The organism is Sphingopyxis sp. (assembly GCF_016704835.1).
GTDB lineage: Bacteria > Pseudomonadota > Alphaproteobacteria > Sphingomonadales > Sphingomonadaceae > Sphingopyxis.
On record NZ_JADIZJ010000001.1, the window covers coordinates 372,222 to 397,365 of the forward strand.

At 64.0% G+C, this 25,144-nt stretch carries 27 protein-coding genes and 1 tRNA gene; 12 read left to right on the top strand and 16 right to left on the bottom strand.

From position 1 onward, the window contains the following. The first annotated feature begins 54 nt into the window (after positions 1-54). The 3 genes from IPF76_RS01915 to IPF76_RS01925 are packed head-to-tail and all read left to right on the top strand — an operon-like array spanning position 55 to position 2,130. Entirely contained in the window at positions 55-1,236 is a 1,182-nt protein-coding gene (locus IPF76_RS01915) for an acetyl-CoA C-acyltransferase (RefSeq protein WP_293838880.1), read from the top strand. 1 nt (position 1,237) lies between these two features. Then, positions 1,238-1,822, top strand: a complete 585-nt coding sequence (locus IPF76_RS01920; RefSeq protein WP_293838883.1) for a carboxymuconolactone decarboxylase family protein — start codon at positions 1,238-1,240, stop codon at positions 1,820-1,822. 17 nt (positions 1,823-1,839) lie between these two features. After that, positions 1,840-2,130 (top strand): putative quinol monooxygenase, encoded by a 291-nt coding sequence (locus IPF76_RS01925; RefSeq protein WP_293838886.1) that lies wholly within the window; start codon positions 1,840-1,842, stop codon positions 2,128-2,130. 245 nt (positions 2,131-2,375) lie between these two features. On the opposite strand, the gene IPF76_RS01930 is transcribed toward IPF76_RS01925, so the two are convergent. From IPF76_RS01930 to IPF76_RS01955, 6 genes are all read right to left on the bottom strand, one after another. Next, positions 2,376-2,741, bottom strand: a complete 366-nt coding sequence (locus IPF76_RS01930; RefSeq protein ID WP_293838889.1) for a hypothetical protein — start codon at positions 2,739-2,741, stop codon at positions 2,376-2,378. A 551-nt stretch (positions 2,742-3,292) separates the two neighbouring features. Next, positions 3,293-3,369, bottom strand: a tRNA-Arg gene (locus tag IPF76_RS01935). A gap of 49 nt (positions 3,370-3,418) precedes the next feature. Next, entirely contained in the window at positions 3,419-3,892 is a 474-nt protein-coding gene (locus tag IPF76_RS01940; RefSeq protein WP_293838892.1) for a DUF1178 family protein, read from the bottom strand. A 2-nt stretch (positions 3,893-3,894) separates the two neighbouring features. After that, positions 3,895-4,155 (bottom strand): glutaredoxin 3, encoded by a 261-nt coding sequence (grxC, locus tag IPF76_RS01945; protein WP_293838895.1) that lies wholly within the window; start codon positions 4,153-4,155, stop codon positions 3,895-3,897. A gap of 72 nt (positions 4,156-4,227) precedes the next feature. Further along, positions 4,228-4,596 carry a hypothetical protein gene (locus IPF76_RS01950; protein WP_293838898.1) on the bottom strand — a complete coding sequence of 123 codons (369 nt, stop codon included), beginning with the start codon at positions 4,594-4,596 and terminating at the stop codon, positions 4,228-4,230. Then, positions 4,589-4,828: a hypothetical protein gene (locus IPF76_RS01955; RefSeq protein ID WP_293838901.1), complete on the bottom strand. Its 240-nt coding sequence runs from the start codon at positions 4,826-4,828 to the stop codon at positions 4,589-4,591. The genes IPF76_RS01950 and IPF76_RS01955 overlap by 8 nt, the downstream gene beginning before the upstream one ends. Before the next feature lie 9 nt (positions 4,829-4,837). Here IPF76_RS01955 and IPF76_RS01960 point away from each other — a divergent pair, with 9 nt between their 5' ends. Continuing rightward, positions 4,838-5,629 (top strand): methyltransferase domain-containing protein, encoded by a 792-nt coding sequence (locus IPF76_RS01960; RefSeq protein WP_293838904.1) that lies wholly within the window; start codon positions 4,838-4,840, stop codon positions 5,627-5,629. Here IPF76_RS01960 and IPF76_RS01965 read toward each other — a convergent pair. Then, entirely contained in the window at positions 5,626-6,054 is a 429-nt protein-coding gene (locus IPF76_RS01965; protein WP_293838907.1) for a (deoxy)nucleoside triphosphate pyrophosphohydrolase, read from the bottom strand. The genes IPF76_RS01960 and IPF76_RS01965 overlap by 4 nt on opposite strands. Positions 6,055-6,140: 86 nt before the next feature. Between IPF76_RS01965 and IPF76_RS01970 the strand changes: the two genes are divergently transcribed. Together IPF76_RS01970 and IPF76_RS01975 are read left to right on the top strand one after the other, a co-directional pair. Continuing rightward, positions 6,141-6,290 carry a Flp family type IVb pilin gene (locus IPF76_RS01970; RefSeq protein WP_366499281.1) on the top strand — a complete coding sequence of 50 codons (150 nt, stop codon included), beginning with the start codon at positions 6,141-6,143 and terminating at the stop codon, positions 6,288-6,290. Positions 6,291-6,436: 146 nt separating this feature from the next. Further along, positions 6,437-6,601: a Flp family type IVb pilin gene (locus tag IPF76_RS01975; protein ID WP_293838913.1), complete on the top strand. Its 165-nt coding sequence runs from the start codon at positions 6,437-6,439 to the stop codon at positions 6,599-6,601. Between the two features lie 82 nt (positions 6,602-6,683). On the opposite strand, the gene IPF76_RS01980 is transcribed toward IPF76_RS01975, so the two are convergent. The 4 genes from IPF76_RS01980 to IPF76_RS01995 form a co-directional block, all read right to left on the bottom strand. Next, positions 6,684-8,171: a M48 family metalloprotease gene (locus IPF76_RS01980; RefSeq protein WP_293841846.1), complete on the bottom strand. Its 1,488-nt coding sequence runs from the start codon at positions 8,169-8,171 to the stop codon at positions 6,684-6,686. 176 nt (positions 8,172-8,347) lie between these two features. After that, positions 8,348-9,295, bottom strand: coding sequence for an acetyl-CoA carboxylase carboxyltransferase subunit alpha (locus IPF76_RS01985; RefSeq protein ID WP_293838916.1), 948 nt, complete (start codon positions 9,293-9,295; stop codon positions 8,348-8,350). Between the two features lie 10 nt (positions 9,296-9,305). Then, the gene (locus IPF76_RS01990; RefSeq protein WP_293838919.1) at positions 9,306-10,235 is read right to left on the bottom strand and encodes a tyrosine recombinase; all 930 of its coding nucleotides are present in this window, start codon (positions 10,233-10,235) and stop codon (positions 9,306-9,308) included. Between the two features lie 26 nt (positions 10,236-10,261). Beyond that, complete coding sequence (locus tag IPF76_RS01995) at positions 10,262-12,079, bottom strand: hypothetical protein (protein WP_293838922.1); 1,818 nt, start codon at positions 12,077-12,079, stop codon at positions 10,262-10,264. 127 nt (positions 12,080-12,206) lie between these two features. Between IPF76_RS01995 and IPF76_RS02000 the strand changes: the two genes are divergently transcribed. Together IPF76_RS02000 and aroB are read left to right on the top strand one after the other, a co-directional pair. Continuing rightward, positions 12,207-12,797 (top strand): shikimate kinase, encoded by a 591-nt coding sequence (locus tag IPF76_RS02000; protein WP_293838925.1) that lies wholly within the window; start codon positions 12,207-12,209, stop codon positions 12,795-12,797. Then, positions 12,785-13,891 (top strand): 3-dehydroquinate synthase, encoded by a 1,107-nt coding sequence (gene aroB, locus IPF76_RS02005; protein WP_293838928.1) that lies wholly within the window; start codon positions 12,785-12,787, stop codon positions 13,889-13,891. The genes IPF76_RS02000 and aroB overlap by 13 nt, the downstream gene beginning before the upstream one ends. On the opposite strand, the gene IPF76_RS02010 is transcribed toward aroB, so the two are convergent. From IPF76_RS02010 to radA, 4 genes are read right to left on the bottom strand one after another with little or no spacing between them, the layout of a single operon-like run. Beyond that, positions 13,888-15,765 carry a cation:proton antiporter gene (locus IPF76_RS02010; protein WP_293838931.1) on the bottom strand — a complete coding sequence of 626 codons (1,878 nt, stop codon included), beginning with the start codon at positions 15,763-15,765 and terminating at the stop codon, positions 13,888-13,890. The genes aroB and IPF76_RS02010 overlap by 4 nt on opposite strands. Beyond that, positions 15,762-16,190: an iron-sulfur cluster assembly scaffold protein gene (locus IPF76_RS02015; RefSeq protein ID WP_293838934.1), complete on the bottom strand. Its 429-nt coding sequence runs from the start codon at positions 16,188-16,190 to the stop codon at positions 15,762-15,764. The genes IPF76_RS02010 and IPF76_RS02015 overlap by 4 nt, the downstream gene beginning before the upstream one ends. Beyond that, positions 16,187-16,723 (bottom strand): CvpA family protein, encoded by a 537-nt coding sequence (locus IPF76_RS02020; RefSeq protein WP_293838937.1) that lies wholly within the window; start codon positions 16,721-16,723, stop codon positions 16,187-16,189. Before IPF76_RS02020 ends, IPF76_RS02015 begins: the two co-directional genes overlap by 4 nt. 10 nt (positions 16,724-16,733) lie before the next feature. After that, positions 16,734-18,095 carry a DNA repair protein RadA gene (radA, locus tag IPF76_RS02025; protein WP_293838940.1) on the bottom strand — a complete coding sequence of 454 codons (1,362 nt, stop codon included), beginning with the start codon at positions 18,093-18,095 and terminating at the stop codon, positions 16,734-16,736. A 198-nt stretch (positions 18,096-18,293) separates the two neighbouring features. Here radA and fsa point away from each other — a divergent pair, with 198 nt between their 5' ends. The 4 genes from fsa (at position 18,294) to IPF76_RS02045 (ending at position 23,631) form a co-directional block, all read left to right on the top strand. Beyond that, a complete protein-coding gene (gene fsa, locus IPF76_RS02030; RefSeq protein WP_293838943.1) occupies positions 18,294-18,944 on the top strand; it encodes a fructose-6-phosphate aldolase in 651 nt (216 codons plus the stop codon). Positions 18,945-19,140: 196 nt separating this feature from the next. Beyond that, positions 19,141-19,935, top strand: coding sequence for an enoyl-CoA hydratase-related protein (locus IPF76_RS02035; RefSeq protein ID WP_293838946.1), 795 nt, complete (start codon positions 19,141-19,143; stop codon positions 19,933-19,935). A gap of 1 nt (position 19,936) precedes the next feature. Continuing rightward, complete coding sequence (locus IPF76_RS02040; RefSeq protein ID WP_293838949.1) at positions 19,937-21,439, top strand: acetyl-CoA acetyltransferase; 1,503 nt, start codon at positions 19,937-19,939, stop codon at positions 21,437-21,439. 68 nt (positions 21,440-21,507) lie between these two features. Beyond that, positions 21,508-23,631, top strand: coding sequence for a beta-propeller domain-containing protein (locus tag IPF76_RS02045; RefSeq protein ID WP_293838952.1), 2,124 nt, complete (start codon positions 21,508-21,510; stop codon positions 23,629-23,631). 9 nt (positions 23,632-23,640) lie between these two features. Here IPF76_RS02045 and IPF76_RS02050 read toward each other — a convergent pair whose 3' ends face one another. Further along, positions 23,641-25,143: an aldehyde dehydrogenase family protein gene (locus tag IPF76_RS02050; RefSeq protein WP_293838955.1), complete on the bottom strand. Its 1,503-nt coding sequence runs from the start codon at positions 25,141-25,143 to the stop codon at positions 23,641-23,643. Position 25,144 lies beyond the last annotated feature (1 nt).

The following is a 25,144-nucleotide window of genomic DNA, read 5'->3' on the forward strand; positions in this document are numbered from 1 at the left end:
GCGCCGCCCTCCCCGGCAAAGATTCTCTCAAACTCTTCGAAGAGGAATATCAACATGCGTGACGCCGTCATCGTTTCCACCGCCCGCACTCCGCTGACCAAGTCAGGCCGCGGCTCGTTCAACAACACCTTGTCGCCGACGCTCGGCGCTTACTCGGTCAAGGCCGCGGTTGAACGCGCCGGCCTCGACGGCGGCGAGATCGACGACGTGCTGTTCGGCGCCGCCATGCAGCAGGGCTCGCAGACGATGAATGTTGCGCGCCTGATCGCGTTGCGCGCCGGGCTGCCCGTCACTGTCCCCGGCATGTCGATCGACCGCCAATGTTCGTCCGGCCTGATGACAATCGCGACCGCCGCCAAGCAGATCATCGTCGACCGCCAGGACATCTGCGTCGCCGGCGGGGTTGAAAGCATCTCGAAGGTCAGCGGCAGCGGCAAGGTCTTCATCGAGACCGACGCCGAGCTGATCGCGATGCACAAGGACACCTATATGCCGATGATCGGCACCGCCGAGGTCGTCGCCAAGCGCTACAACATCAGCCGCGAAGCACAGGATGAATATTCGCTCCAGTCGCAGCAGCGCACTGCCGCGGCGCAGGCCGCGGGCCTCTATGCCGACGAAATCGTCGCGTGCAACGCGACGATGGGCGTGATGGACAAGGAAACCAAGGAAGTTTCGTTCAAAGAGGTTACCGCTGACAGGGACGAGTGCAACCGCGCCGACACCACGCTCGAAGGGCTGTCAAGCCTGAAACCGGTGATGGGTGAGGGTCACACGATTACCGCGGGCAACGCCAGCCAGCTCGCCGACGGATCGTCGGCGTGCGTCGTAATGGAAGCCAAGGTCGCCGAAAAGCGTGGCCTCCAGCCGCTTGGCCGCTATGTCGGCATGGCGGTCGCGGGCACCGAACCCGACGAAATGGGCATCGGCCCCGTGTTCGCGATCCCCAAGCTGCTCGAACGCTTCGAGCTCAAGATGGACGACATCGGCCTGTGGGAACTCAACGAAGCCTTCGCCGTGCAGGTGCTGTACTGCCGCGACAAGCTCGGCATTCCGAACGAGCTGCTCAACGTCAACGGCGGCTCGATCTCGATCGGCCACCCGTTCGGTATGACCGGCGCGCGCTGTGTCGGCCACGCGCTGCTCGAAGGCAAGCGCCGCGGCGTGAAATATGCCGTTGTCACGATGTGCATCGGCGGCGGTCAGGGCGCAGCGGGCCTGTTCGAGGTCTTCTGATTTGCGCCTAGGTAAATCGCGTATCGAGCCGGTCGATCTGGGCCGGCTCGATACCGATCAGCGCGCGGCGCTTGAACCCTTCCTTGCCTCCGATGGAGGCAAGGTCGGCGGCGGCAAGATCCTCAATATCTTCCGCACCCTCGCCCATGCGCCACGGGCGCTGACCGCCTTCCTCGCGTGGGGAAATTACATCCTGTCGAAGCGCAATGCGCTCACCGCGCGCGATCGCGAACTCGTTATCCTGCGCACCGGCTACAACTGCCGCTCGGGCTATGAGTGGACGCAGCACAAGCGCATCGGCCTCGACTGCGGCCTCACCGAAGCCGAGATCGCGCGCGTCAAGGCCGGTCCCGATGCCGTCGGCTGGAGCGACCTCGACCAAGCCATGCTGCGCGCTACCGACGAACTCACCTGCGATCATTTCGTCACCGATGCCACTTGGGCGGCGCTCGCCCGCCTCGGCAACAAGGGCCGGATGGATCTGGTGATGACCGTGGGCCAATACACCCAGGTTTCGATGATCCTGAACAGCTTCGGCGTTCAGGTCGAGGACGGCTGGGACGTCGACCCCGATTTGAAAGCCTGAACTTTAGGGAGAATGACATGAGTGCCATCGGTATCATCGCGACGATCCGCGTCCAGCCCGGCAAGGAAGCCGAATTCGAGGGCGTCTTCGCCGAGCTTGCCCCCGCGGTCGCCGCGAACGAGCCCGGCAACAGCTACTATCGATTGTTCCGCACCGACGAGACCGGCATTTACAAGGTCATGGAATGCTATGACGACGGCGCGGCGGTCGATGCGCACCGCGCCTCCGACCATTTCCGCACCCTCGGCGCGAAACTTGGTCCGTGCCTGGCGGGCGCACCGGAGATTGAAAAGCTGAGCGCAGTTTAAGGCCCTCACGGCGTAGCCGACTTCAATCCTCAGATTGTCGGCTTTTCGACGGTGGTTGCAACGGATGGGGGCAACGCATTAATCTTTGGAAGAAGATGATGTTGAGCTCTGTCAGGCCTTCGAAAACGGGATAGTGGCCGACTGGGACCGTCGGCATTGAGAAACGGCTAGGCGGAAAGCGGCCTTTCCTTTTGGCGCGTCGACGACAGCTTCTGCCAGCTGGCTAGCAGCAAAGCCGAACCCATTTACGGCAGCCTGTGAGCGGAATGCCCACGCACGCGCTTGGCTCCCAGCATCATCTCGCTGATATCACCCTGATGACGAAAGCTGAGGATGATCAGATAGACCGAGAGAAATAGCATTCCGCCCAATACCGCGAGCAGGCCAAGCGCAATGCCGCTAAGGGTGAAGTCGTTGCGCCAAGCGGTCCAAAGTCCTGAGAGCAAAAGGAAGGTGAAAAAGTCAAAATTGAACTGGCCGGGCCACGCCATGGCAGCCATGTCGCCGAAGAAAATTGGCAGCAGATTCCATCCATGCGCGCCAATCGTGACGCCGGTATAAATGAGAATAGACAGCAGGCACGCCGCGAGAAAAGTTCTAAACCAAATCATCGTCCCCTCCCCTATTGAAGCATTTCGCGAGAGGAGAGATCACAATTCGCCTCCGCTGACAATTACCTCCAAATTCGCGCCCCTCCCAAAATGGCCGTCAGCGGTCCGCAAGTGCTTCGCCCCACAGGACTGGGGGTGGCCGCTTGCCGACTGGCGTCTATGGATGGCTCCCGCCTTCCAAGTGCAAAGTGATGATCTGGCCCTTGTCGGGTGCAGTCGTTTGTCCGGCCTGTTGATGCAGTCGGTATAGGCCGCTGTCCCCGACGGGTTCACGAACAAGGTCCGGTCGGCATTGCAGAATCAAGGCCAGATCGTGAGAAACTTGCTTTGTGAGGTCTACATCATTCATTTCGTTTTGCGACCATATGTCCACCACTCCCAAAACCTGCACCTTTATGGCGTAGGTCAGGTCGTCATGATTGATAGAATCGATTCTTAATTGGGAAGATAAGCGACCGGCTTTGACCAGACCGGATAGCGTCTCATGGAGAAACCAGAGAAACGTCGTGGACCACGTTAAATTAAAATTCTGAACGCTAAGCCATTGAAAATGGTGCACCCGGCGGGATTCGAACCCACGGCCCCCAGATTAGGAATCTGATGCTCTATCCTGCTGAGCTACGGGTGCGCTGCGATTCGTTTAGCGGCGCCGGATGCGCAGCGTCAATTAGCTTGGCTCAATTGACGGCGTCCGGCGGGACGATCGGGACCAGCAAAGGCATCGCCGCAATCCCGTCGTCGCGTAGCGCCTGCGCCTCCTGCGGCGAGGCCTGCCCGTGGATCAGAACCTCGGCGGCGCGGCCTTCGTGCATGGCGCGCGCTGCGTCAGCAAAATCGCGCCCGACCCAGCGCGACTGCGGCAGCATCTCGGCCTGTTTCGCTGCGATTTCGGCCATCACTTTACGCACCAGTTCGGGCGAAATTTCGGTCGCAGCAGGGGAATGGTCGCGAGTGGTCGGCACTTTGAATGTCAGCTGGTTCGACTTGGCGCCAATACGCGGCGCCATCACCGCTTTTACGACCTCACTGTCGCCGCACACCGGACAGCCAATCAGACCGCGCGCCTGTTGGTCGGCAAAGCTGTCGCTGCTCGCGAACCAGGCTTCGAAACGGTGATCTCCGGCAGCGCAGCAAAGGTCAAAAACGATCAAGGTCAGCCGAGCCCCAGCAGTGGGTCGAGCCCGCCGCGCGCGTCGAGTGCAGCCATGTCATCGCTGCCGCCGATATGCTGTCCGTCGATGAATATCTGCGGTACGGTGCGTGCACCGCCGGCGCGTTCGATCATCGCGTCGAACCCGGCGCGGTCCATCGTCACGTCAATCTCTTGATATTCAGCGCCCTTGCCATCGAGCAGCGCCTTGGCGCGCGAGCAATAGGGGCAAAGAAATTTGGTAAAAACTTCGATCTTGGCCATTTGGCTATCCTGTCATCATCTAATCCGACATATCGGAATCCAACGAAGCAAAGTCAAATATGTTGCTCGTCATCAGTGCCTCGGGAATAACCGCGCCCAAGTCAGCGCCGACACGCGCACCGCGACGCTGCGCCGCAGCACTTTTACCGCAGCGCACAATGTTGCGCCGCTGGCATGGGCATCGTCGATCAACATGATGTGGCGCCCTGTAGCGCGCGCTGTGGCATCGCCCGCAAGCGCAAACGCCCCGGCGACGCTTCGCTCACGCTCGCGCCGCCCATTGCCGCGGAGCGATGCGGTCGATTTGACCGGTACAGAAGATGATGGTCGCGTGGCGCTCCGCTTACCCGCGCCAGATCGTCCGCGACCGGTGCCGCCTCGTTGAAGCCGCGCGACCACAGGCGCCAACGGTGCAGCGGCGGCGACCAGCAGGTCAGGCAACTGGCGATCTTCGCCGACGATGAGGCCGCAGCTGGGGCAACGCGTAATCGACGATCGCACGCGCCGCGATGCGCAAACCGCCGAGCAACTCGCCGGCCGGCGCATCTTCTTTTTCGACATCACCCGTCGCACTCGCCATCACCAGCTTGTGAAGCAACGCCGCGGACGGCACAAGCGGCGCATGTCGCAGTCGCCCCGCCCGCTTTTTTCGTCCGCCCGCCACGGTGCCCAACGCGACCGCATGGCGTGGCAGCCCGCATCGGCCAATTTCCTCGCGCCCATCGTCGCCGAAACCCTGCTCGACCGACTGGCGATGGTTACGCGCAAATTTCCGCGCGCATTGCTCATCGGTGCGCATGATGCTGCGCTCGCCGAACATCTGCGAGCGCTCTGCGCCGACCTGACCATTGTCGAGGCGGGGCCGCGCCTCGCAGCCGAAAGCGGCGCCATCGTGGTCGAGGCCGACGCCATCAATCTGCCTTTTGCCAGTTTCGACCTCATTCTCTGGCCCGGCGGGCTCGATAGCGTCAACGACGTGCCCGGCGCGCTGGTCCGCCTGCGCGCGCTGCTCGCGCCGGACGGCCTCCTGCTCGGCGCGTTCGTGGGCGACGGCAGTCTGCCGCGGCTGCGCCGCGCGGTGATGGCCGACGGCGTCCGCCCGATCGCGCGGCTGCACCCACAGATCGACCTCGCGGCGATGGGCAATTTGCTTCAACGTGTGGGTTTCACGCTGCCCGTGGTCGATGTCGAGGCACTGACCGTACGCTACGGCGACTGGTTCGCGCTGGTCCGCGACTTACGCGCCGCTGGACTGTCGAGCCGACTTGCGCCCGCCCCGTCGCCGCTGACGCGCGAGGAAGTCGGAAGGATCGCCGCTGTCTTTGCCGCGCAGGCCGATCCCGACGGACGCATCGCCGAAAGCCTGCGCATCATCCATTTCAGTGGCTGGGCGCCGCATCCGGACCAGCCGCAGCCGGCCAGACGTGGCAGCGGCACCGCCTCGCTCGCCGCCGCTTTGAAGCCGAAAAGCTAGATCAACGCCTCCAGCAGGCCGATCAGCGGTTTGTCGGCGGGCGGCATCGCCAGACCATGCAGTTCGACCGGCCTCGCCCAGCGGAGCGCGCTGGCGTGCTGAGGCGTCGGCGTACCGCGCCATTTCCGGCACACATAGAGCAGTAGCAACAGATGCCGGTCGCCTAGCATGTCGCTGGCAAAACAAGCTGGGGCCAGACAGGCCTGCTCGACGTCGATAGCCAGTTCTTCGGCCAACTCGCGCACCAGCGCCTGTTCCGGCGTTTCGCCAGGTTCGATCTTGCCGCCGGGAAATTCCCATAGCCCCGCCATCGACAGGCCTTCGGGGCGCTGCTGTACCAGCAGCCGGCCGTCACGATCGACAAGTGCGGCAGCAACGACAATCAGGCTGCTTTTCGGCGGTTTTCCGGGGTTGGTCGCGGACAAATTGTTAACTTTCCTGTGCGATCATGGGCATCCTCGGGAACTATACTTCAGTCAGGGGTGGAACAATGCGCAATCTTTACAGGCTGATGCGGTCGACCAGGGCCGCTACAGCCGTCGAATATGGGCTGCTCATAGCCCTTATATTTCTGGCGGCTGTCACCGCCGTCGGCAATGTGGCGAATAGCACCGGAACCATGTGGAATGAGGTTTCGACAGCCGCCCAAACCAACATGTAGCGTTACGATGGCTGTCTCCTTTCTGGACTGTCGTTCCAGTTTTTCGGTATCGGCCATTAAGATTTTCAAAACCTATTCGCCTTAAACCAGCCAGTGTTGACCCAGACCAGACCGTCAACAGGGTAAGTGAAATTAGGAGACCAGTCATGAAGTTCATCAAAAAGTTCGTCCGCGACACCAAGGCCGCTACCGCCATCGAATACGGCCTGATTGCCGCTCTCATCGCCGTCGCCGGCATCACTGCGATGACTGCTGTTGGCGAAAGCGTCGGCAACACCTTCAACGAAGTTTCGACCGAACTGGACAAGTAAGGTTCGGCGTTCGCGCCTCTGGGCGCGAGCGGCAAAAGAGAGGGCGGTGGAGCAATCCACCGCCCTTTTTTTTCTCGCGCTTCTACCGACTGGCGTAAACGACAATTTTCACCTTCTGCCCCGGGGTCAAGCGGCTTGATGCGGTCAGCCGGTTAAGCACCTGAAACCGTTCGGCCTGATAATTGCTGTACGCCATACGCCGCGCCAAGCTAGCCATCGTATCGCCGCGGGCCACCGTCACCACATCGATCCGCCGCGGTTTGATCGCCGCCGCCTCAACCGCGCTCAGGCGCCGGACGCTGTTGAACATCGAATTGAACGCACCCGTTCCGCCAGCCTTGGTCAAGGTGACAAAGTGGAAGGCGCTGCTCCGCGAAAATTCATAGGCGAAGACGGTCACATCGACCTGCCCCGACTGGCTGGCGACCCGCGCCGTCGAATAGGATGCGGGGATGCCGCCCACGGTGGTACGCTGGACCGCGCTGGGGCTGATCGCAGTGTTGCCCGCGACCGATTTGAACGCGGCCGCGATATAGGCGTTCATGTCGCCGTTAAATGGGCCGGTCGTGAATTGCGCCTGCCCGCCATTGCCGCTGATCGACACCGCAGTCGCGCCGTTTTGCATCGCGTAGCCGCTGGGCACCGAGAAGCGCAACTGCAGGTCGGGGTGGAGGAACTCATTGCCCTCAACCACGCCCTGCGCCGGATCGTCGCCATAAAGGACATTATCGATCGAGTTCAAAAATGCATCGGTGTTCCGCGTCCCCCCGGTACCGCCAACGCGGCTCGCCAGTATCTGCGCGTTGCGGACGCGCGAGGCCGGGTCGGGGTGCGTGCTCGCCCACGCAGGCAGCGACCGCGCATCGCCGCCCGACAGGCGTGCGTCGAGATTGGTCTGATTGGCAAGGCTGGCCAGCATTGTCGACAGCGCGAGCGGGTCATAGCCTGCGCTGCGCAAATATTGCACGCCAAGCTGGTCGGCCTGCAATTCCTGGCTGCGTGAAAAACCCAGCGTCGCAAACTGCGCGACTTGCATAGCATTGTTCTGGAGCAACCCGCCAAGCCCACCGAGCACACCGCCGCTATCGCCGATCGCGCCGCCCAGCACCGCCCCCAGGACGCCAAGGATCGTGTTGCGCGTCGCCGCCGACTGGCGTTTCTTGCTGTGTTGGGCCGCGACGTGGCCAACCTCATGCCCCAGCACCCCGGCAAGTTCGGCCTCATCGTTCATCAACGCCATCAGCTGACGGGTGACATAGACATAGCCACCCGGGATCGCGAAGGCATTGTTCACCGGCGAATTGAGCAAGGTGACGGTGAAGTCGCTGCGCGCGTTCGACAATCCCGATTGCAGTGCGATATTCTGACCGACGCGATTGACGTAGGCCGCTTGCGGGCCGCTGTACGGGCCGCCGAATTCGGCCAACAGTTGTGGATGGGCCTCGTCGCCCTGCTTTCGTTCGGCGGGTGAGATATTGGTCGCGGTCTTGATCGCTTTGAGCTGCGCATCGGCGACGCCGGTGAGGGCGAGACTGCCGAGCGCGACCGATGCTGCGAGCGTGATCGCCATACCATTTTTCCTGATTTTGGTCATCGATGCACCTCCCACATGCTGCTCGTCATTCGAAGGATATCCCTAATTCACCGCCAGGCAAGCGCTCGCTGAACCGCAGCTTGCCGGTGCCGTGGCCAATATCGTGCGGATGAACGCAAATTGCAGCGCTCGGGTTCCGCTATCGCGGTGCCTCAGGCGCGCCCCATGGCGAGAAACTTCTCCTCGCGCGCCGCCAGAATCGTATCGCGCGGCAACCCTGACAGACTGTCCAGTTCCTGCGCAATCGCGTCGCCAAGCGCCGCAATTGCGACGTCGGGATCGCGATGCGCGCCGCCGACCGGTTCGGGAATGATGCGATCGATAATCTTCAATCCGAGCAGATCCTGGGCCGACATCTTCATTGCGGCGGCGGCATCGGCGGCCTTGTCCGATGTCCGCCACAGGATCGATGCGCAGCCTTCGGGCGAAATCACCGAATAGACGGCATGTTCGAACATAAGCACGCGGTTGGCCGCGGCAAGTGCGATCGCGCCGCCTGAACCACCCTCGCCGACGATCGCCGCAACCATCGGGACGCCGAGTGCAAGACATTGTTCGGTCGAGCGCGCGATGGCTTCGGCCTGACCGCGCTCTTCCGCCTGGATGCCTGGAAAGGCGCCCGAGGTGTCGACCAGCGTGATCACCGGCAGCCCGAAACGGTCGGCGAGTTGCATCAACCGGATCGCCTTGCGGTAGCCCTCTGGCTTCGCCATCCCGAAATTATGCTTCATGCGCGAGGGAATATCGTCGCCCTTTTCATGGCCGATCACCATCACGCGGCGGCCGCGAAAGCGCGCAAGGCCGCCGAGGATCGCCTGATCGTCGCCGAAATTGCGGTCGCCGGCGAGCGGCATCCAAGCGTCGAACATCTCCGCAATATAATGTTTGAAATGCGGCCGATCGGGGTGGCGCGCGACCTGCGTCTTTTGCCACGGTGTCAGCTTCGTGTAGATATCGCGCAGCAATTTCGAGGATTTGTCCTCCAACCGCGCAATATCATTGTCGATGTTGAGCGTGGGGTCGTCGCCCATTTCGCGCAGCTCGGCAATCTGCCGATCGAGCGCGGCGACCTGTTTTTCGAAGTCCAGAAAGGCTGTCATCGTCGGACCGCTAAGCCGATGGCTCGGCAACGTCAACGTCTGCTGATGCGTGTCCGACGTGCATCGTTGCGAGCGGATGGCGGCGGTTGACCAGTTCGACCAGGCGTTGGCTGTCGACATGGGTATAGATTTCGGTCGTCGCGATGTCGGCATGGCCGAGCATCAGCTGCAGCGCGCGCAGGTCCGCACCGCCTTCGAGCAAATGGGTGGCAAAGGCGTGGCGCAGCACATGCGGGCTGACGGCAGTCGGATCGATCCCGGCGCGGCCCGCGAGGTCACGCAGCATCTGGAACAGCCGGACGCGCGAGACATGGCTCTTGCCCGACGGAAACAGCCAGGGCGAACCGTCGGCGAGCAACTCAAGCCAGCGAATGAGCGCGCCGCGGGCGCGATCTGACAGCGGCACCAGACGCTCCTTGTCGCCCTTCCCCCGGACGATGAGATATTCGCGCTCGCCAGTGATCGCGCGCCGCGGCAGCGACACCAGTTCGCTCGCGCGGAGCCCCGATCCATAAAGAAACTCGAGTAACAGTAGCATCCGCACCGCGGGCGCAGGCGGCGCTTCGCCCGCGGCTTCTCCTTCGGCCTGCGCGAACAGCCGCTCGACATGCTCATGCGTCAAGATGCGTGGCAGCGGGCGGCGAGTGGTGGGCCGCGCAATATCAAGCGCGGGATTGTCCGCCCGGTCGCCCTCGTCGAGCAGAAAAGCAAAGAACTGGCGAAGCGCCGACAGCTTGCGCGCCGCACTGCTTGCCGCAAGCGATTGATAATCGGCCATCAATTTTCGAAGTGCTGCCAAGTCGGCATCGGCCAGTCGGCCCGTCAAAAACTCTGCCGCCTGCTCCAGATCGCGGCGATAAGCCGCGAGCGTGTTGCGCGAAGCGCCGCGCTCGGCCGCCATCATCTCCAGAAAACGGTCAATCGCCATCCCGTCAGACATGATCGATGTCCGACGCGTTTACGGGTTCACACACGCACCAGCGCTTCGGCGGCGATCATCCGCGCTTCGGACGCCAGGCCCACCTCGCGCAGCGCGCGGACAATATAATAGAGATGATAGGGCGGCACTTTCGACCATTCACCCTGCATTCCTGCCGCGGCCAGCAAGGCAACCATCCCGGGTTCGCGCCGTTCGGCCGCGGCCATGATGGCGCGCGACCAGCGCGTCTGCTTGCCAAGATCGACCTCAAGGTCGCTCGCCGCCGACGCCGCGGCGGCCGCATCGATCCTACCTAGACCCGCCAGTCCGGCAAGCAGGAACTTCGAGCGCAGAAAATCAACGCTGTCGTCATCGCCCGAAAACTGCCCGACAGTGCCCGCCGTCGTCCCGTTCAGGGGCCGTGGCGATCCGACCGCGAGCACGCCCCAAGCGTGGCTGCCCACCGTGATCGTCGGCACCCAAGCAATAGCATTGTCGTCATAACCGCCCGCGAGCATTGATCCAAGCAGTTGCCAGGGATCGTCGCCGACCACGGTGCCGACCGGCAGCGCGGCGGCGGCGCGCGCAGTCGAAACCATCGCGGCATAGCGCTGCACCGGCGTCGTACCCGCAGCCCAGATCCCCTCCATCGCGGCATAACGGTCTGCGCCCTGCGCCGAACCAAAGGCAGCGCGGAGCTGGTCGGATTGCGCGGCGAGAGCTTCAGAAGGTTCTTCTTCGCTCGCCGCCGCGCTCAGCAGCGACACATAGGCTTCGCTCGACAACACCCCGCGCGCCGCCGCTTCGGGCGCGGCGGCAACACGGCTTGCCATGTCGGTCATCGGCGCAAGCACCGTCCAACCCTTCATATTGGCGGGCGCGGCGGTGCGCAGTGCTTCGGGAACGGGGACTGCGGTTGCCGTCGCCATGCCAAAGCGCCAGCTGCTCAGGCGATCAACATTGTCCCACTCGATCGTTGTCGACCGGCGACCGCTACCCGTCGCGCCGAGCACGCGTTCGGCGAGTAATATGTCGAAGTTGGAAATCCTGCCGCTCGACCGCACCCGGCCGATCGCCCAGCCCGCTGGTCCGGCTTCGCCGGCCAGCCCCGAGCAGATTGCGGCCGACAGTCGCCACGTCTGCTCATCGCCACCCGCCAAGCCCGCGGGCACATAGGGACACATGCCGGCGGGATCGGCATTGGCAAGATAGGTCTGCTGCGCGGCGGCGACCAAGCGCGGGGTCGCTCGGTCATAATCGACTGCCTGGACGATCCAGCGCGCCGCGATCGCTTCGCCCATGCGAAGGAGGAGAGACGCGCGTTCGGCGGCAAGATCAGCGCCGTTGATCGTGTCGGGGGTGTCGATCGCCGAGGCAAGCGAGCGGCGGAGCAGAATCTGGCCCCAGCGCGACGCAAACTGTCCGTTCGTCCGGCGCATGATCGCCGCCGCATATTGGCCGCGCACGCCAAAGGCATCGGGGGCGAGCCCGCCGGTTTCGGGGGTCAGCGGCCCGATGCGGGTAAGCAGGCGCCGTGCGCCCGGCGGCAGGTCGTATTTCAGCGTGCCGCGTTCGACCTCTTCGCCGTCTTCGCCCTCATCTGCAGCGGCTTCGGCGGGCGTTCCGGCGGTGTCGGTGGCGCCGACCGTCGACGTGACCGGCGGCGGGGTCGTGCTGTTCTTGGGGGTCGATGCTGGCGCCGGAGTTTGCGACGGCGTCGGCGTCGGGCGGGGCGCCGGGGTCTCGGCGGGGTTGCCAAAGCCTTCGGGCAGCAGCGACTCCTGCGCGATCGCGGGCAGCACCAGCATGGCAGTCAGCGAAGTACCGGACAGGGCCAAGGTCAGCGTCAGCAGTTTTTTCGTCATCGCGCCACGCTTTCGCCAATCTTGTCGGCCACGTCCACCTCAATCCTGCGTACCCGACCGGCCACGCCTTCGTTTATCGGCGAAAACCGTTGTTCCGCGCGTCGCGAGCGGTATAGCCGCGCGCATCATGTCGCGAAACCCGAAAAGCCCGGCGCCAAGCAGCTCCAGCGCAATCCCCGCCGCGATCCGCGACCGGTCGATCGTGCTCGTCGGGTTGATGGGGTCGGGAAAATCGACCGTTGGCCGCCGTCTGGCCGGGCGGCTCGGGATGCGCTTTGCCGACGCCGACGACGAAATCGAACGCGCCGCAGACATGACGATAACCGATATTTTCGAACGCTTTGGCGAAGCGCATTTTCGCGATGGCGAGCGGCGGGTGATTGCCCGGCTGCTCGCGGGCAAACCGATGGTGCTGGCGACCGGCGGCGGCGCCTTCATCAACTCCGAAACGCGCGCGCTGATCCTGCGGGACAGCCTCTGCATCTGGCTCGACGCCGACATAGAGACATTGGTCGAGCGCGTGGGCCGCCGCAGCCACCGGCCGCTGCTCAAGAACCGCGACCCCCGCGAGGTACTGCGAGAACTGGCGGCGGTGCGTAACCCCATCTATGCTGAAGCACATCTACGCGTCAGCTCGGCGAGCACGCCGCACGATCACACTGTGCGCGCGATTTTGGAGGCCCTGTCAAAGGGGGAATATCCGCAATGGAACAGCTGACCGTTGACCTTGGCGCTCGCAGTTATCCGATCCTGATCGGCGACGGGTTGATTCGCAATATCGGCCCGCATGTCGCGCCGCTGCTCAAGCGCCCGCGGACGATGATCGTCACCGACGCCCATGTCGCCGAGCATTACCTGGTTCCGCTCGGCACGGCGCTGGCGATGGAGAATATCTCCTTTTCTTCGTTCGTCCTCGAACCCGGCGAGGCCACGAAAAGCTGGGCGGGGCTCGCGCGCTTGGCCGAATGGCTGATCGGCGAAGGTATCGAACGCAGCGACCATGTCGTCGCGCTCGGCGGCGGCGTGATCGGCGACCTCGTCGGCTTCGCCTGCAGTATCGTTAAACGCGGCTGCAACTTCATTCAGGTGCCAACCACCCTGCTCGCGCAGGTGGACAGCAGCGTTGGCGGCAAGACCGCGATCAACGTCGCCGCGGGCAAGAATATGATCGGCGCCTTTCACCAGCCTGCGTTGGTCGTGGTCGACCCGACGACGCTCGAATCGCTGCCGCGCCGCGATCTGGCAGCGGGTTATGCCGAAGTCGTCAAATATGGCCTGATCAACGACGCTGATTTTTTCGCCTGGTGCGAAGCGCATGGCGCTGAGCTGCTCGCAGGCGACAGCTCAGCGCGGCACAAGGCAATCGCCCATAGCGTAGCGGCAAAGGCCCGCATCGTCGCCGCCGACGAGCGCGAGACACAGGACATCCGCGCGCTGCTCAATCTCGGCCACAGCTTCGGCCACGCGCTCGAGGCCGAAACCGGCTATTCGGACAAGCTGCTCCACGGTGAAGCGGTCGCGGCGGGCATGGCGCTCGCGCATCGTCTCTCTGCGGCGCAAGGCCTGTGCACAGTGGCCGACGCCGACCGCGTCGCGGCGCATCTCGCCGCGGTCGGCCTGCCATACGATCTGGCCAGCGCCGGGGTCGATGCCGACGGAGCGACTCTTGCAGGGCATATGGCCCACGACAAGAAGGTGCGCGGTGGCAAGCTGCCATTGATCCTGACGCGCGGGATCGGTCAGAGCTTCGTTACCGACGAATTTGGCCTTGATACAGTGGCGGCATTTCTGGACGGCGAGCAAACGCGTTAGGCGCCAGCCGCTTCGCCCTCTTCCTTTGCCAATTTCGCCGCGCGGCGCCGTTCGCGCAGCGTTTCGAGCACGCTCGCTGCCTGTCGCCCACCGCCCGCTATAAAACGATGGTCCATCCCCGCGGTCAGATCGCCCTCGCTGATCTGCGCATGCAATCGCTCGGAATCGAGATGACGCAGCGCCTGTTCGACATCGGCGATCTCGGCGTCGCTGACGTCGATCTGCTTGAGCGCCAACAGCCCGAGCGCGATCGAGCTTTCAAAGGTTTCGCGCACCGCGCCGTCGACCCCCGCGCCGTCGATCGCCATCAGCTGGCGGCGATCGAAGACGCGGGTCAGGATTTTGGCTTTGGGAAACGCCTCCACGATCGGCGCGAGAACGGCGGCGTTGAAGCCGCGATCGTCGGTGCAAAATATGATCAGTCGCGCATCCGCGGCATCCGCGCGGCGCAGCACATCGACTTTCAAGCCGTCGCCGTAATAAACCTTGGTGTTATAGCGTCCCGACGTTTCGATCTGGCTCGGCTTCTTGTCGATCAGCGTCACCGAACAATCGACCGCGTGGAGCATCTGTGTCACGATCTGCCCGAAGCGGCCGTAACCAACGACGATCGCCGACCCGCGCGGGGCGTTTTCTGGATCGTCGAGATCGGCTTTGACGTTTTCGGGCGCGAACTCCAGATTGCGCGCGAACAGCATCAGGAACGGCGTCGATATCATCGACAGCGTGACGACTGCGCTGAACAGGCTCGCCGCCTCGGGCGCGATCAGCTGCGCATCGGTCGCTTGGGTGAACAGCAGAAAACCGAACTCGCCGCCCTGACTGAGCAACAGGCCGAGCCCGAGCGCGACGTTCCACGGCTTGCCGAACAGGCGGACGATCACAGTCAATACCGCGACCTTCACTGCGACCAGCGCGGCAGCGAGCGCGACGACGCGCAGCGGGTCTTCGCGAATGACATTGAGGTCGAGCACCATGCCGACCGCGAGGAAGAACAACCCGAGCAGCACGAGGCGGAAGGGCTCGATATCGGCCTCGATCTCGTGGCGGTAGGGCGAATCGGCGAGCATCACCCCAGCAATGAAAGCCCCGAGCGCGGTCGACAGATGCAGGCTGTGCATGAAGGCAGCGCTGGCAAGCACGACGAGCAGCCCGACGACCACAAACAGCTCGCGCTCGCCATAACGTCCGATGATCCGCAGCAGCGGGTTGACGACGAAGCGCCCGACGACAACGAGAACGATGATCGCAGCAACGGTGTAGAGCGCCATCTGCCATCCGGGTGGCGCGTCGGGATTGCCGGGTGCGCGCGACAGCACCGCGATGATCGTGATCATCGGCACGATTGCCAGATCCTGAAACAGCAGTACCGAAAACGCCTTCTCGCCGAACGGCGAATTGATCCGACCAGAGCTTTTGAGGCCGGGCAGCACCTGCGCGGTTGACGACAGCGCAAGCGGCAGACCGAGCGCGAGCGCCGCCTGCCAGCTAAAGCCGAGCGTCAGAAAGAGGAGGGCGGAAAGGATCAGTCCTGTGATCACGACCTGCGCCAGACCTAGCCCGAAGATCGCACGCCGCATATCCCACAAACGCCGTGGATGGAGTTCAAGCCCAACGAGAAACAGCAGAAAGGCGATGCCGATTTCAGCAAAGGCGAGCTTCGATTCGCCGCCCCCGACCAGGCCAAGGCCATAGGGGCCGACGAGCGAGCCCGCGACCAGATAGCCCAGCACCGCGCCGAGCCCGAGGCGGCGGAACAGCAGAACGAACAGCGTCGCGACCCCGAGCAGGATCGCCCCCTCGATCAGCGCGGTGTCGCTCGCCTGCTCGGCGGCCACTTCGGCTGCCACCGCGGTCAGCGCGAGCAGGGTCATACGCGCACGCCCTGTTTCTCGAGCGCCAGGATCGCGGCGTCGAAGGGCAGCAGGATCGCCCCCTGCCGCGCCGGATAATCGCGCGCGGGGGCAAGCAAATCGAATCCCGGCCAGTCGGGCACTTCGCCGGTGCCGCCGAACCAGTCGGCAATCGCATCGCGCGCACCGCGAATCTCGTCGCGGCTGCGCCCCGTGACGTGACGTGCCAGCAGCGTCGCGGCGGCCTGTCCCAGCGCGCAGGCTTCAACATGCATGCCGATACCGGTCACCCGTCCCGCCTCATCGGCATCAAGATCAAGCAGGATGCGGCTGCCGCACAGCGGCGCGCGTGCGGTAGAATGGTAACGGGCGTCGGGATTGGGCAGATGTTCGGAGGTCGCCACCGCCAGCGCCAATATGTCGCGGTTGTACAGGGGGGCGCTCATGGCGTCGGCGCTTCGGCTTCGGCCTCGCGCGCTTCCGCCCGACGCTCGGCGATCACCTTGCTCAGCGCCTGACTCGACGCATTGAGCGCGGGATAGGTGCGGCTGTCGGTCATCCACGCCGGACGCTGCGCGTTGCCGTAGCCGATATCATAGAGCAGCGTGACGAGCATGAAGCCGATTGCCGCGATCAGCAGCCCCTTGACCGCACCAAACCCCGCACCCAGCCCGCGGTCGAATCCGCCAACGAGCGACGCGCGGCTGCGCTGCCCCATCGCGCGCGATCCCCATTTGGCAAAGGCAAAGACGCCGCCAAACAACAGCACAAACGCCAGCATCGCGGCGGCGCCGCCACTGCCGACCCAGCCCGTCAACAAGTCGGTCACGAGCGGATGAAAAAAGCGCACCGCAGCGATCGCCAGGATCCAGGCGAGTAACGTCGTTACTTCCTGCACCAGGCCGCGCGTAAAACCGAGCACCGCGCTGCCGCCGACGAGCGTCAGCACGAGGATATCCAGAGCTGTCAGACTTCCCATTCAGGGGTGGCTAGTCGCGACCGAGCATCAGGTCAACGAGTTCGCCGAGCCGTTCGAAACCGGTCACCGATATTCCTCCGACCGGCTTCATTCCCTTTGGCCCCCAACCGCTGGAAAAACCCAGCTTTGCCGCCTCGCGCAGCCTGAGCCCATCATGCGAAACCTGCCGCACCTCGCCCGAAAGCGACAATTCGCCAAAGACGATCGCGTCGGCGGGCACCGGCCGTTCGCTGAACGCCGAAATCAGCGCCGCGGCGACCGCGAGGTCGGCGGCGGGATCAGTGAGCCGGTAGCCGCCCGCGATGTTGAGATAGACCTCGGCGGCGCCCATCGGCAGCCCGCAGCGCGCTTCGAGCACCGCGAGCACCATCGCGAGCCGCCCGCTGTCCCAGCCGACCACCGCACGGCGCGGCGTCGCCCCGCTCGCCAGCCGCACGGTCAGCGCCTGGACCTCAACGAGCACCGGACGGGTCCCTTCCAATGCCGGAAATACCACCGATCCCGGCACGTCGCGGCTCCGGTCGGTCAGGAACAGGCTCGACGGGTTCGAAACCTCGCCCAGCCCCTCCTCGCCCATCGCGAACACTCCGATCTCGTCGGTGCCGCCAAAGCGGTTCTTTACGGCGCGCAGGATGCGATACTGGTGGCTGCGCTCACCCTCGAACGCCAGCACGGTGTCGACCATATGCTCAAGCACGCGCGGCCCTGCGATGGTCCCGTCCTTGGTGACATGCCCGACCAGCACGATCGCAGCGTCGCTATCCTTGGCGTAACGGATCAGTTCCTGCGCCGACGCGCGGACCTGACTGACCGTGCCGGGGGCGCTGTCGATCAGGTCGCTGTGCATCGTCTGAATCGAATCGATCACAACGAAATCGGCGGTCTGCCGGTCGAGCGTCGCCAAAATGTCGCGCACCGACGTCGCGCTCGCCAGCGCGACGGGCGCATTGCCGAGACCGAGCCGCTGCGCCCGCAGCCGCACCTGCGCCGCCGCCTCCTCGCCGCTGATATAGACCACCGACTTGCCCGCCTTTGCGAGCCGCCCGGCCGCCTGCAGCAGCAAGGTCGACTTGCCTATTCCCGGATCGCCGCCGATCAACGTCGCCGACCCCGCCACAAAACCGCCGCCCAGCGCGCGGTCGAATTCGGCGATCCCGCACAGCATGCGCTCGGGCATCTTGCTGTCGGCGTCGAGCGTTTCGAGCGCAATTGTGCGCCCGCCCTTGCTCAGGTCGTGCTTGGCCGAGAATGCCGTTTCCCCGGTCTCTTCGACCAAAGTGTTCCACTCGCCGCAATCGGCGCACTGCCCCTGCCAGCGATAGGTGGCGGAGCCGCAATTCTGACAGACATATTGGCGTTTCGCTTTGGCCATGCGTCGCGCATAATCGGAACAAAGATGGAACGCCAGCCCTTTCCGCCGTCGTCATTGCGGGGAGCGGAAGGCGGTGCTGCAATCCCCAGCCATCGACCTTGCGCAAGGCCGATGGCTGGAGATTGCTTCGCTCCGCTCGCAATGACGTCCAAAGGGCTTTAGGAGATCGGCAGCCGAATCATCAGAAAGCCCCGCGCCATGAAATTCTTCGCCGACACCGCCGAAATCGCCGACATTCAGGAACTCGCCGCGACCGGCCTGCTCGACGGCGTGACCACCAACCCGTCGCTGATCGCCAGATCGGGTCGCGATTTCAAGGAAGTGACGAAGGAAATCTGCGCGCTCACCACTGGTCCCGTGTCGGCCGAAGTCGTTGCGCTCGACCATGAAACGATGATGAAGGAGGCCGAAATCCTCCGCCGCATCGCGGATAACGTCTGCATCAAGGTTCCATTGACGATCGACGGCCTGAAAACCTGCAAAGCGCTGACCAGCGACGGCACGATGGTCAATGTCACGCTCTGTTTCTCGGCCGCGCAAGCGCTGCTCGCCGCCAAGGCCGGCGCGACCTTCGTTTCGCCCTTCGTCGGCCGCCACGACGACAATGGCTTCGACGGGATGCAGCTGATCTCCGACATCCGGCTGATTTACGATAACTATGGCTACGCGACCCAGATCCTTGTCGCCAGCGTCCGCCACGGAATCCATGTACTCGAAGCCGCCAAGATCGGCGCCGATGTGATGACCGCGCCGCCGTCGGTGATCAAAGGGCTGTTTAAACATATTCTGACCGAAAAGGGGATCGAGGGTTTCCTGGCCGACTGGGCGAAGACCGGGCAGTCGATCTGAAGCAAAATCCTCCGTGTCGCACAGCCATGGGGAGGTGGCAGCGGGTAGCCGCTGACGGCAGGGCTATGACGCAGCGTTGCCGCCCCTCCACCATCTTGCGGACGGTCCCCCTCTCCTTGGCTTCGCTACAGAGAGGATTACAGTTGACGTAAACGTCAACCAACCGCGATACTCCCGCCAAAGGGAGAGATTCGCGATGACCGACACCACTATCCTCACCGAACGTCGCGGCCACATCCTGATCGTCACGATCAACCGGCCCGAGGCGCGCAATGCGGTCAACGCCGCGGTCCACATCGGCATCGGCACCGCGCTCGAAACCGCCGAGAACGACCCCGAAATCCGCGCCGTCGTGATCACCGCCGCGGGCGACAAGAGCTTTTGTGCGGGCGCCGACCTCGTCGCGCTGTCGCGCGGCGAAAGCCTCTATCCCGATGATCCGGCCCAGCAGGCGTGGGGTTTCGCTGGCATGGTGTCGCACCCGATCTCGAAACCGATCATCGCCGCGGTCAACGGCTTCGCCTTGGGCGGCGGCTGCGAGATTGCTCTCATGAGCGACATCATCGTCGCCGCCGACCATGCTCAGTTCGGCCTGCCAGAAGTGAAGGTCGGGCTGTTCGCCGCGGCGGGAGGTGCCTTCCGCCTCGCGCAGCAAATTCCGCGGAAGCTCGCGATGGAATATATGCTGACCGGCGACCCGATCCCCGCCGCGCGCGCCGCCGAATTCGGGCTGGTCAATCATGTCGTACCGCTCGCCGACCTGCTTCCCACCGCAATCGCGCTCGCCGAAAAGATTGCCGGCAACGCGCCGCTATCGGTGCAGGCATCGAAGCGCGTCGCGCTCGGCATCCACGACGGCCGCATCGCCGCCGACGCGCCCTATTGGGAATCCAACACGCTCGAGCGCACCGCGCTGATGCGCAGCGAGGACGCCCGCGAAGGCCCGCGGGCCTTTGCCGAAAAGCGTAAGCCCGAGTGGAAGGCGCGCTGACATGACGATGACCGACCCCGAGCGCATCCCCGTCATCATCGGCGTCGGGCAGGTGAACGACCGGCCCGAGGATCCCGACGATGGTCTCGATTCGCTCGGGCTGATGATCGCGGCGCTGAAAGTTGCCGCCGATGACGCTGGCGTATCACTGGCCGACCTCGACAGCCTCGCGATCGTCGATCAGATCAGCTTTCACCATCTCGGCAAGCTATGCGAGCCCCTTGCCGCCGCGATCGGTGCGACTCCGGCGATCAACTACCAGTCCGCCGCACCGCACGGCGACACCCCGGTGCGCCTGCTCAACGAAGCCGCGAACCGCATTGCCGCAGGCGAGGTCAAACTCGCGGCGATCGTAGGCGGCGAGGCGCTGCGCACTGCCGCCGGCCGCGCCGCCAAGGCCGCCAGCGGCGAAGACAAGAGCTATAACGCAATCCGTCAGGTCGCGACGCGGCGCGAACCCAATTATGCGCAAAAGCATGGCCTCGCGGCGCCGGTCGACGTCTATCCGCTTTACGAAAATGCGACACGCGCCGCCTGGGGCCAGAGCCTCGAAGACGCGCAGTTCGAGAGCGCCGAAATCTGGTCGCGTTTTTCCGAGGTTGCCGCCGCGAACGAAGACGCGTGGATTCGCAAGCCCGCCTCGCCCGCCGACATCCTGCGCATCGACGAACGCAACCGTCCGATCGCCTTCCCCTATTCGAAACTGATGGTCGCCAATTCGTCCGTGAACCAGGGCGCCGGCTTCATCGTCGCCAGTCTTGCCGAGGCATGGCGCCGCGGCATCCCCGAAGATCGCCTGATCCATGTCGGCATGGGCGCCGCGGCGAAGGAGCCCGCGAGCATCCTCCATCGCGACCGGTATGACGGCAGCGTCAGCATGGAGACATCGATCACACGCACGCTCGAACTCAACGGCTTGACCGCTGGCGATTTCGATTTCGTCGAACTCTATAGCTGCTTTCCCTGCGTTCCGAAAATGGCGCGGCGCATCCTCGGCTGGCCGTGGGACCGCCCCGCGACGGTGTTCGGCGGATTGACCTTTGGCGGCGGCCCGATCGCCAACTATATGAGCCACGCCATCGTTTCGATGGTTGATCACCTGCGCGTTGAGGGCCGCTATGGCTTTCTGTTCGCGAACGGCGGATTCGCGACCGACAACCACTGTATTGTGCTGGGTAGCAAGCCGGTCGCCGCGGCGAGCTTCCCGCAGGATTTCGACTATCAAGCCGAAGCCGAAGCGAAGCGTGGCGCAGTGCCCGCGCTGGTCGAGGATTACACCGGAGCGGCGACGATCGAGACCTATACGATCTTCTACGGCCGCGACGGTGCCCCCCGCGCAGGGGTGGTGGTTGCCCGCACCCCCCCTGGTGCGCGGACGCTCGCGCATGTCGATGTCGCCGATGCCGCCATGCTCGCCTTCCTTACTGACGGCACCAGCGAACCCGTCGGCACGGCGGGGCAGATTGTCGCGCTCGATACCGGCTATGGATGGCGCGCCGCCTGACCCGCGCAATGCGCTAACTCTCGCTAGGCATTCATGATATTCCTTTTCCAAAAGGGAGGGGCGAATCAATGCGGGGATATTGGCTGGCGGGGATGATGGTATCGCTCGCGGGTTGCGCGGCAACATCGGGCGAGGTCACAAACATGGCCGCGCAGGTTCCGGCATTCGAAGACCGATCGTTCGACGCCATCACCGAAAAGGAACTCGTCCGCTTTTCGGGCGAAGGCGAGTTTCGCCGCTATCTCAAGACGCTGGATCGGCTCAAGGACCGCCGCGACCATGCTGACGCGGGAGCGGAAACCGAGATCGTCATCGCGGCATTCACGCAGGAAGATGTGCCCGTCTGCGAAGATCCCGAACTCTGCCCGACCGAGGACAGCGCCGCGGACGTCGTGGTGACCGGATCGAAAGTTTCGGCGCCGACCTCGATCACCAATGTCCAGACCGCCGGGGTCGACGAAGGCGATATCGTCAAGCAGATCGGCGACTATCTGCTCGTGCTGCAGGATGGCCGCATCTTTGCGATCAACGTGAAAACGATGCAACTCACCGACCGCACCGACGTCTATCGGCGCCTGCCCGCGGACCGCGTCAAGACATATCAATGGGAGGACGATTTCGAGGGTGCTGACTGGCATGACGAGATGCTGGTTCAGGGCGACCATGTCATCATCACCGCCTATAGCTATGAAGACGACGCGAGCGAAATGTCGATCTTCAAGCTCGACCAGGAAAGCGGCAAGGTTAAGAGCGAAGGCGTCTTCCTGATCACGTCCGACGATTACTACGATATCGACAATTATGCGACGCGCATCGTCGGCGATCGGCTGATCGTCTACACGCCCTATTCGCTCGAACAATTTGAGAAGCTTGAGGATCGTCCCGTGCTACGGCGCTGGGTGCCCGAGGCGGAGCGCAAGAAGCGGCAGGCCGAAGGCACCCCGCTGCTCGACGTGCGCACAATCTACAAGCCGGTGCTGCGTACGACCGACCCGACCATCCATGCGATTTCGGTGTGTCCACTCGGCGATTTCGACCGTAAGCGCAGCCTCGACTGTCGCACGACCGGCTTCGTCGGACCCGCAGCTGCCGAAATGTTCGTGTCACCCGAAACGATCTATTTGTGGAACGCGTCGGGTGGCTACGACGACTTGGGGGACGCGGACGAATGCGTGAAGGATTGGAATTATGACCGGCCCTATCCCGACCTGCCGCGTGCTGAACGGCGCGACGTTGTACCGGGCGCGCTCTATCGCCTGCCGATCGACGAGCGCGACGCCAGCGTCGCGGGCGTCTCGGGCGTGCCTTATGACCATCTGTCGATGGATGAACGCGATGGAGAGTTTCGTGCTCTGGTCGACTGGCGCACCTTCCGCTGCGAAGGCGCTTATCGCGCCCCGGCCGAAAACAGCTTTCTGAAAATCCGGACCAGCAGCTTCGGCACGCTTTTCGAACCCGTTCCCGACGGCGCTTTCACGCCGCTGCCCTCGACCGGCAAACGGGTTATCGAAAATCGCTTCGCCGACGACTGGCTGGTTTTCGGCGGGCGCGACCGGTGGGGCGGCTATCCGCCCGATGCGAAGGACGGCCCGCAGGCGTCGAAAGTGGTCGCCGTTCCCGTCCAACGCCCCCGCAATGCGGTGGTGATCGACATCCCGCACAATATCGTCCGCACCGAACGCGTCGGAAGCGACATCATCGTCAACGGCTATCGCGACGAAAAGGGGTTGAATCTGACGCTGATCGGTCTGGCCAAAAGCCCGCATATCCTGTCGTCGACCTTCCTTCCCCGCCGCTACGAAAGCGAAGGGCGCAGCCATGCGTTCAACAGCGTCGTCGATGCCGGCGGCAACGGCCTCATCGGCGTGCCGACGGTCGAGATCAAAGATGACACCGGTCGCTGGTGGTGGCGGTCGCTCAGCAGCGATTTGAGCTTTCTGACCAAATCGCCCGCAGGACAGCTCGCCGACGCCGGAGCGCTAATCGCGGTGCCCGCCGACGATGTCGAAACGCACCCCGATTACGACTGCGAAGTCTCCTGCATCGATTGGTACGGCAATTCGCGCCCGGTGTTCCTCGCGGGCCGCATCTTCGGCCTGATGGGCACCAGTCTGGTCGAAGCGCGTATCGACGCCGGCCAGATCAAGGAAATCGCGCGGATCGACCTGACTGCACCGCTGCAGCAGCGCTAATCGCGCAGCCTAGTCGATTTCGAACAACACCCCCTGCGCCAGCGGCAGCGCGTTCGAATAATTGATCGTATTGGTCGCGCGCCGCATATATTGGCGCCACGAATCGGACCCGCTTTCGCGCCCGCCGCCGGTTTCCTTCTCCCCGCCGAACGCCCCTCCGATCTCGGCCCCGCTCGTGCCCAGATTGACGTTGGCGATCCCGCAATCGCTCGCTACCAGGAACCGCTCGGCCTCGCGCACGTCAGTGGTGAAAATCGCCGACGACAGTCCCGCCGCGACGTCGTTATGAAGATCGATCACCGCATCCAGATCATCGTAGCGCATGACATACAGGATCGGCGCAAAAGTCTCATCGCGCACCGGCCCGACCTGCCCCGGCATCTCCACCAGCGCGGGCTTCACATAAAAGCTCCCTCCGTCACCGACACGCTCGCCGCCATGCACGATGCCGCCGACAGCGGCCGCCGCCCCCAGCGCGCCCTGCATCGCGTCATACGCCGCACGGTCAATCAACGGCCCGACAAGGACCTCGCTCTCCAGCGGATTGCCGACGCCAACGGTCGCATAGGCGGCCTTCAGCTTGGCGACAAAGCCGTCATAGATGCTGTCGTGCAGGAACAGTCGCCGCGTCGTCGTACAGCGCTGCCCCGCAGTCCCCATGGCGCCGAACGCCACGCCGCGCAGCGCCAGATCGAGGTCGGCTGATGGGGCTACGATCGCGCCATTGTTGCCGCCGAGCTCGAGGATCGCGCGCGCGAATCGGCCCGCGAGCCGTGGCGCCACGCTGCGACCCATCCGCGTCGATCCGGTTGCCGACACCAGCGCGACGCGCCGATCATCGACGAGCGCCTCACCCAACTCACGCCCACCGATTAGCAATTGCGAGAGGCCTTCAGGCGCATCGCCAAACCGCGCTTCGGCGCGGCCAAACACCGCTTGCACGGCCAGCGCGGTGAGCGGCGTCTTTTCGGACGGTTTCCACAGCACGCTGTTGCCGCACACCAGCGCCAGCGCAGCGTTCCACGCCCATACCGCGACCGGGAAGTTGAAAGCCGAAATCACCCCGACAACACCCAGCGGATGCCAGACCTCCATCATCCGGTGCCCCCGCCGCTCGGTTGCGATCGTCAAGCCGTAGAGCTGGCGCGACAGCCCGACCGCGAAGTCGCAGATATCGATCATCTCCTGCACTTCGCCCGCGCCCTCTGACGGGATCTTGCCCGCCTCGATCGTCACCAGCCTGGCCAGATCGTCCTTTGCTGCGCGCAATTCCTCGCCCCACAACCGCACCAGCTCGCCCCGGCGCGGAGCCGGCACGCGGCGCCAGACACGGAACGCCGCGGTTGCGGCGTCAAGGCGGTTGTCGATCGCGGCAGCATCGACGACCTGCACCATGCCCAGTCGCTCGCCGGTCAGAGGGGTTGCCGATGGCATCGACCCTTCGGTCCAAAGCGTTCGGTCCACCCCCAGCCTGTCGAGCAGCGCCCCTGTCTCCTGGCCCAGTTGAACCATC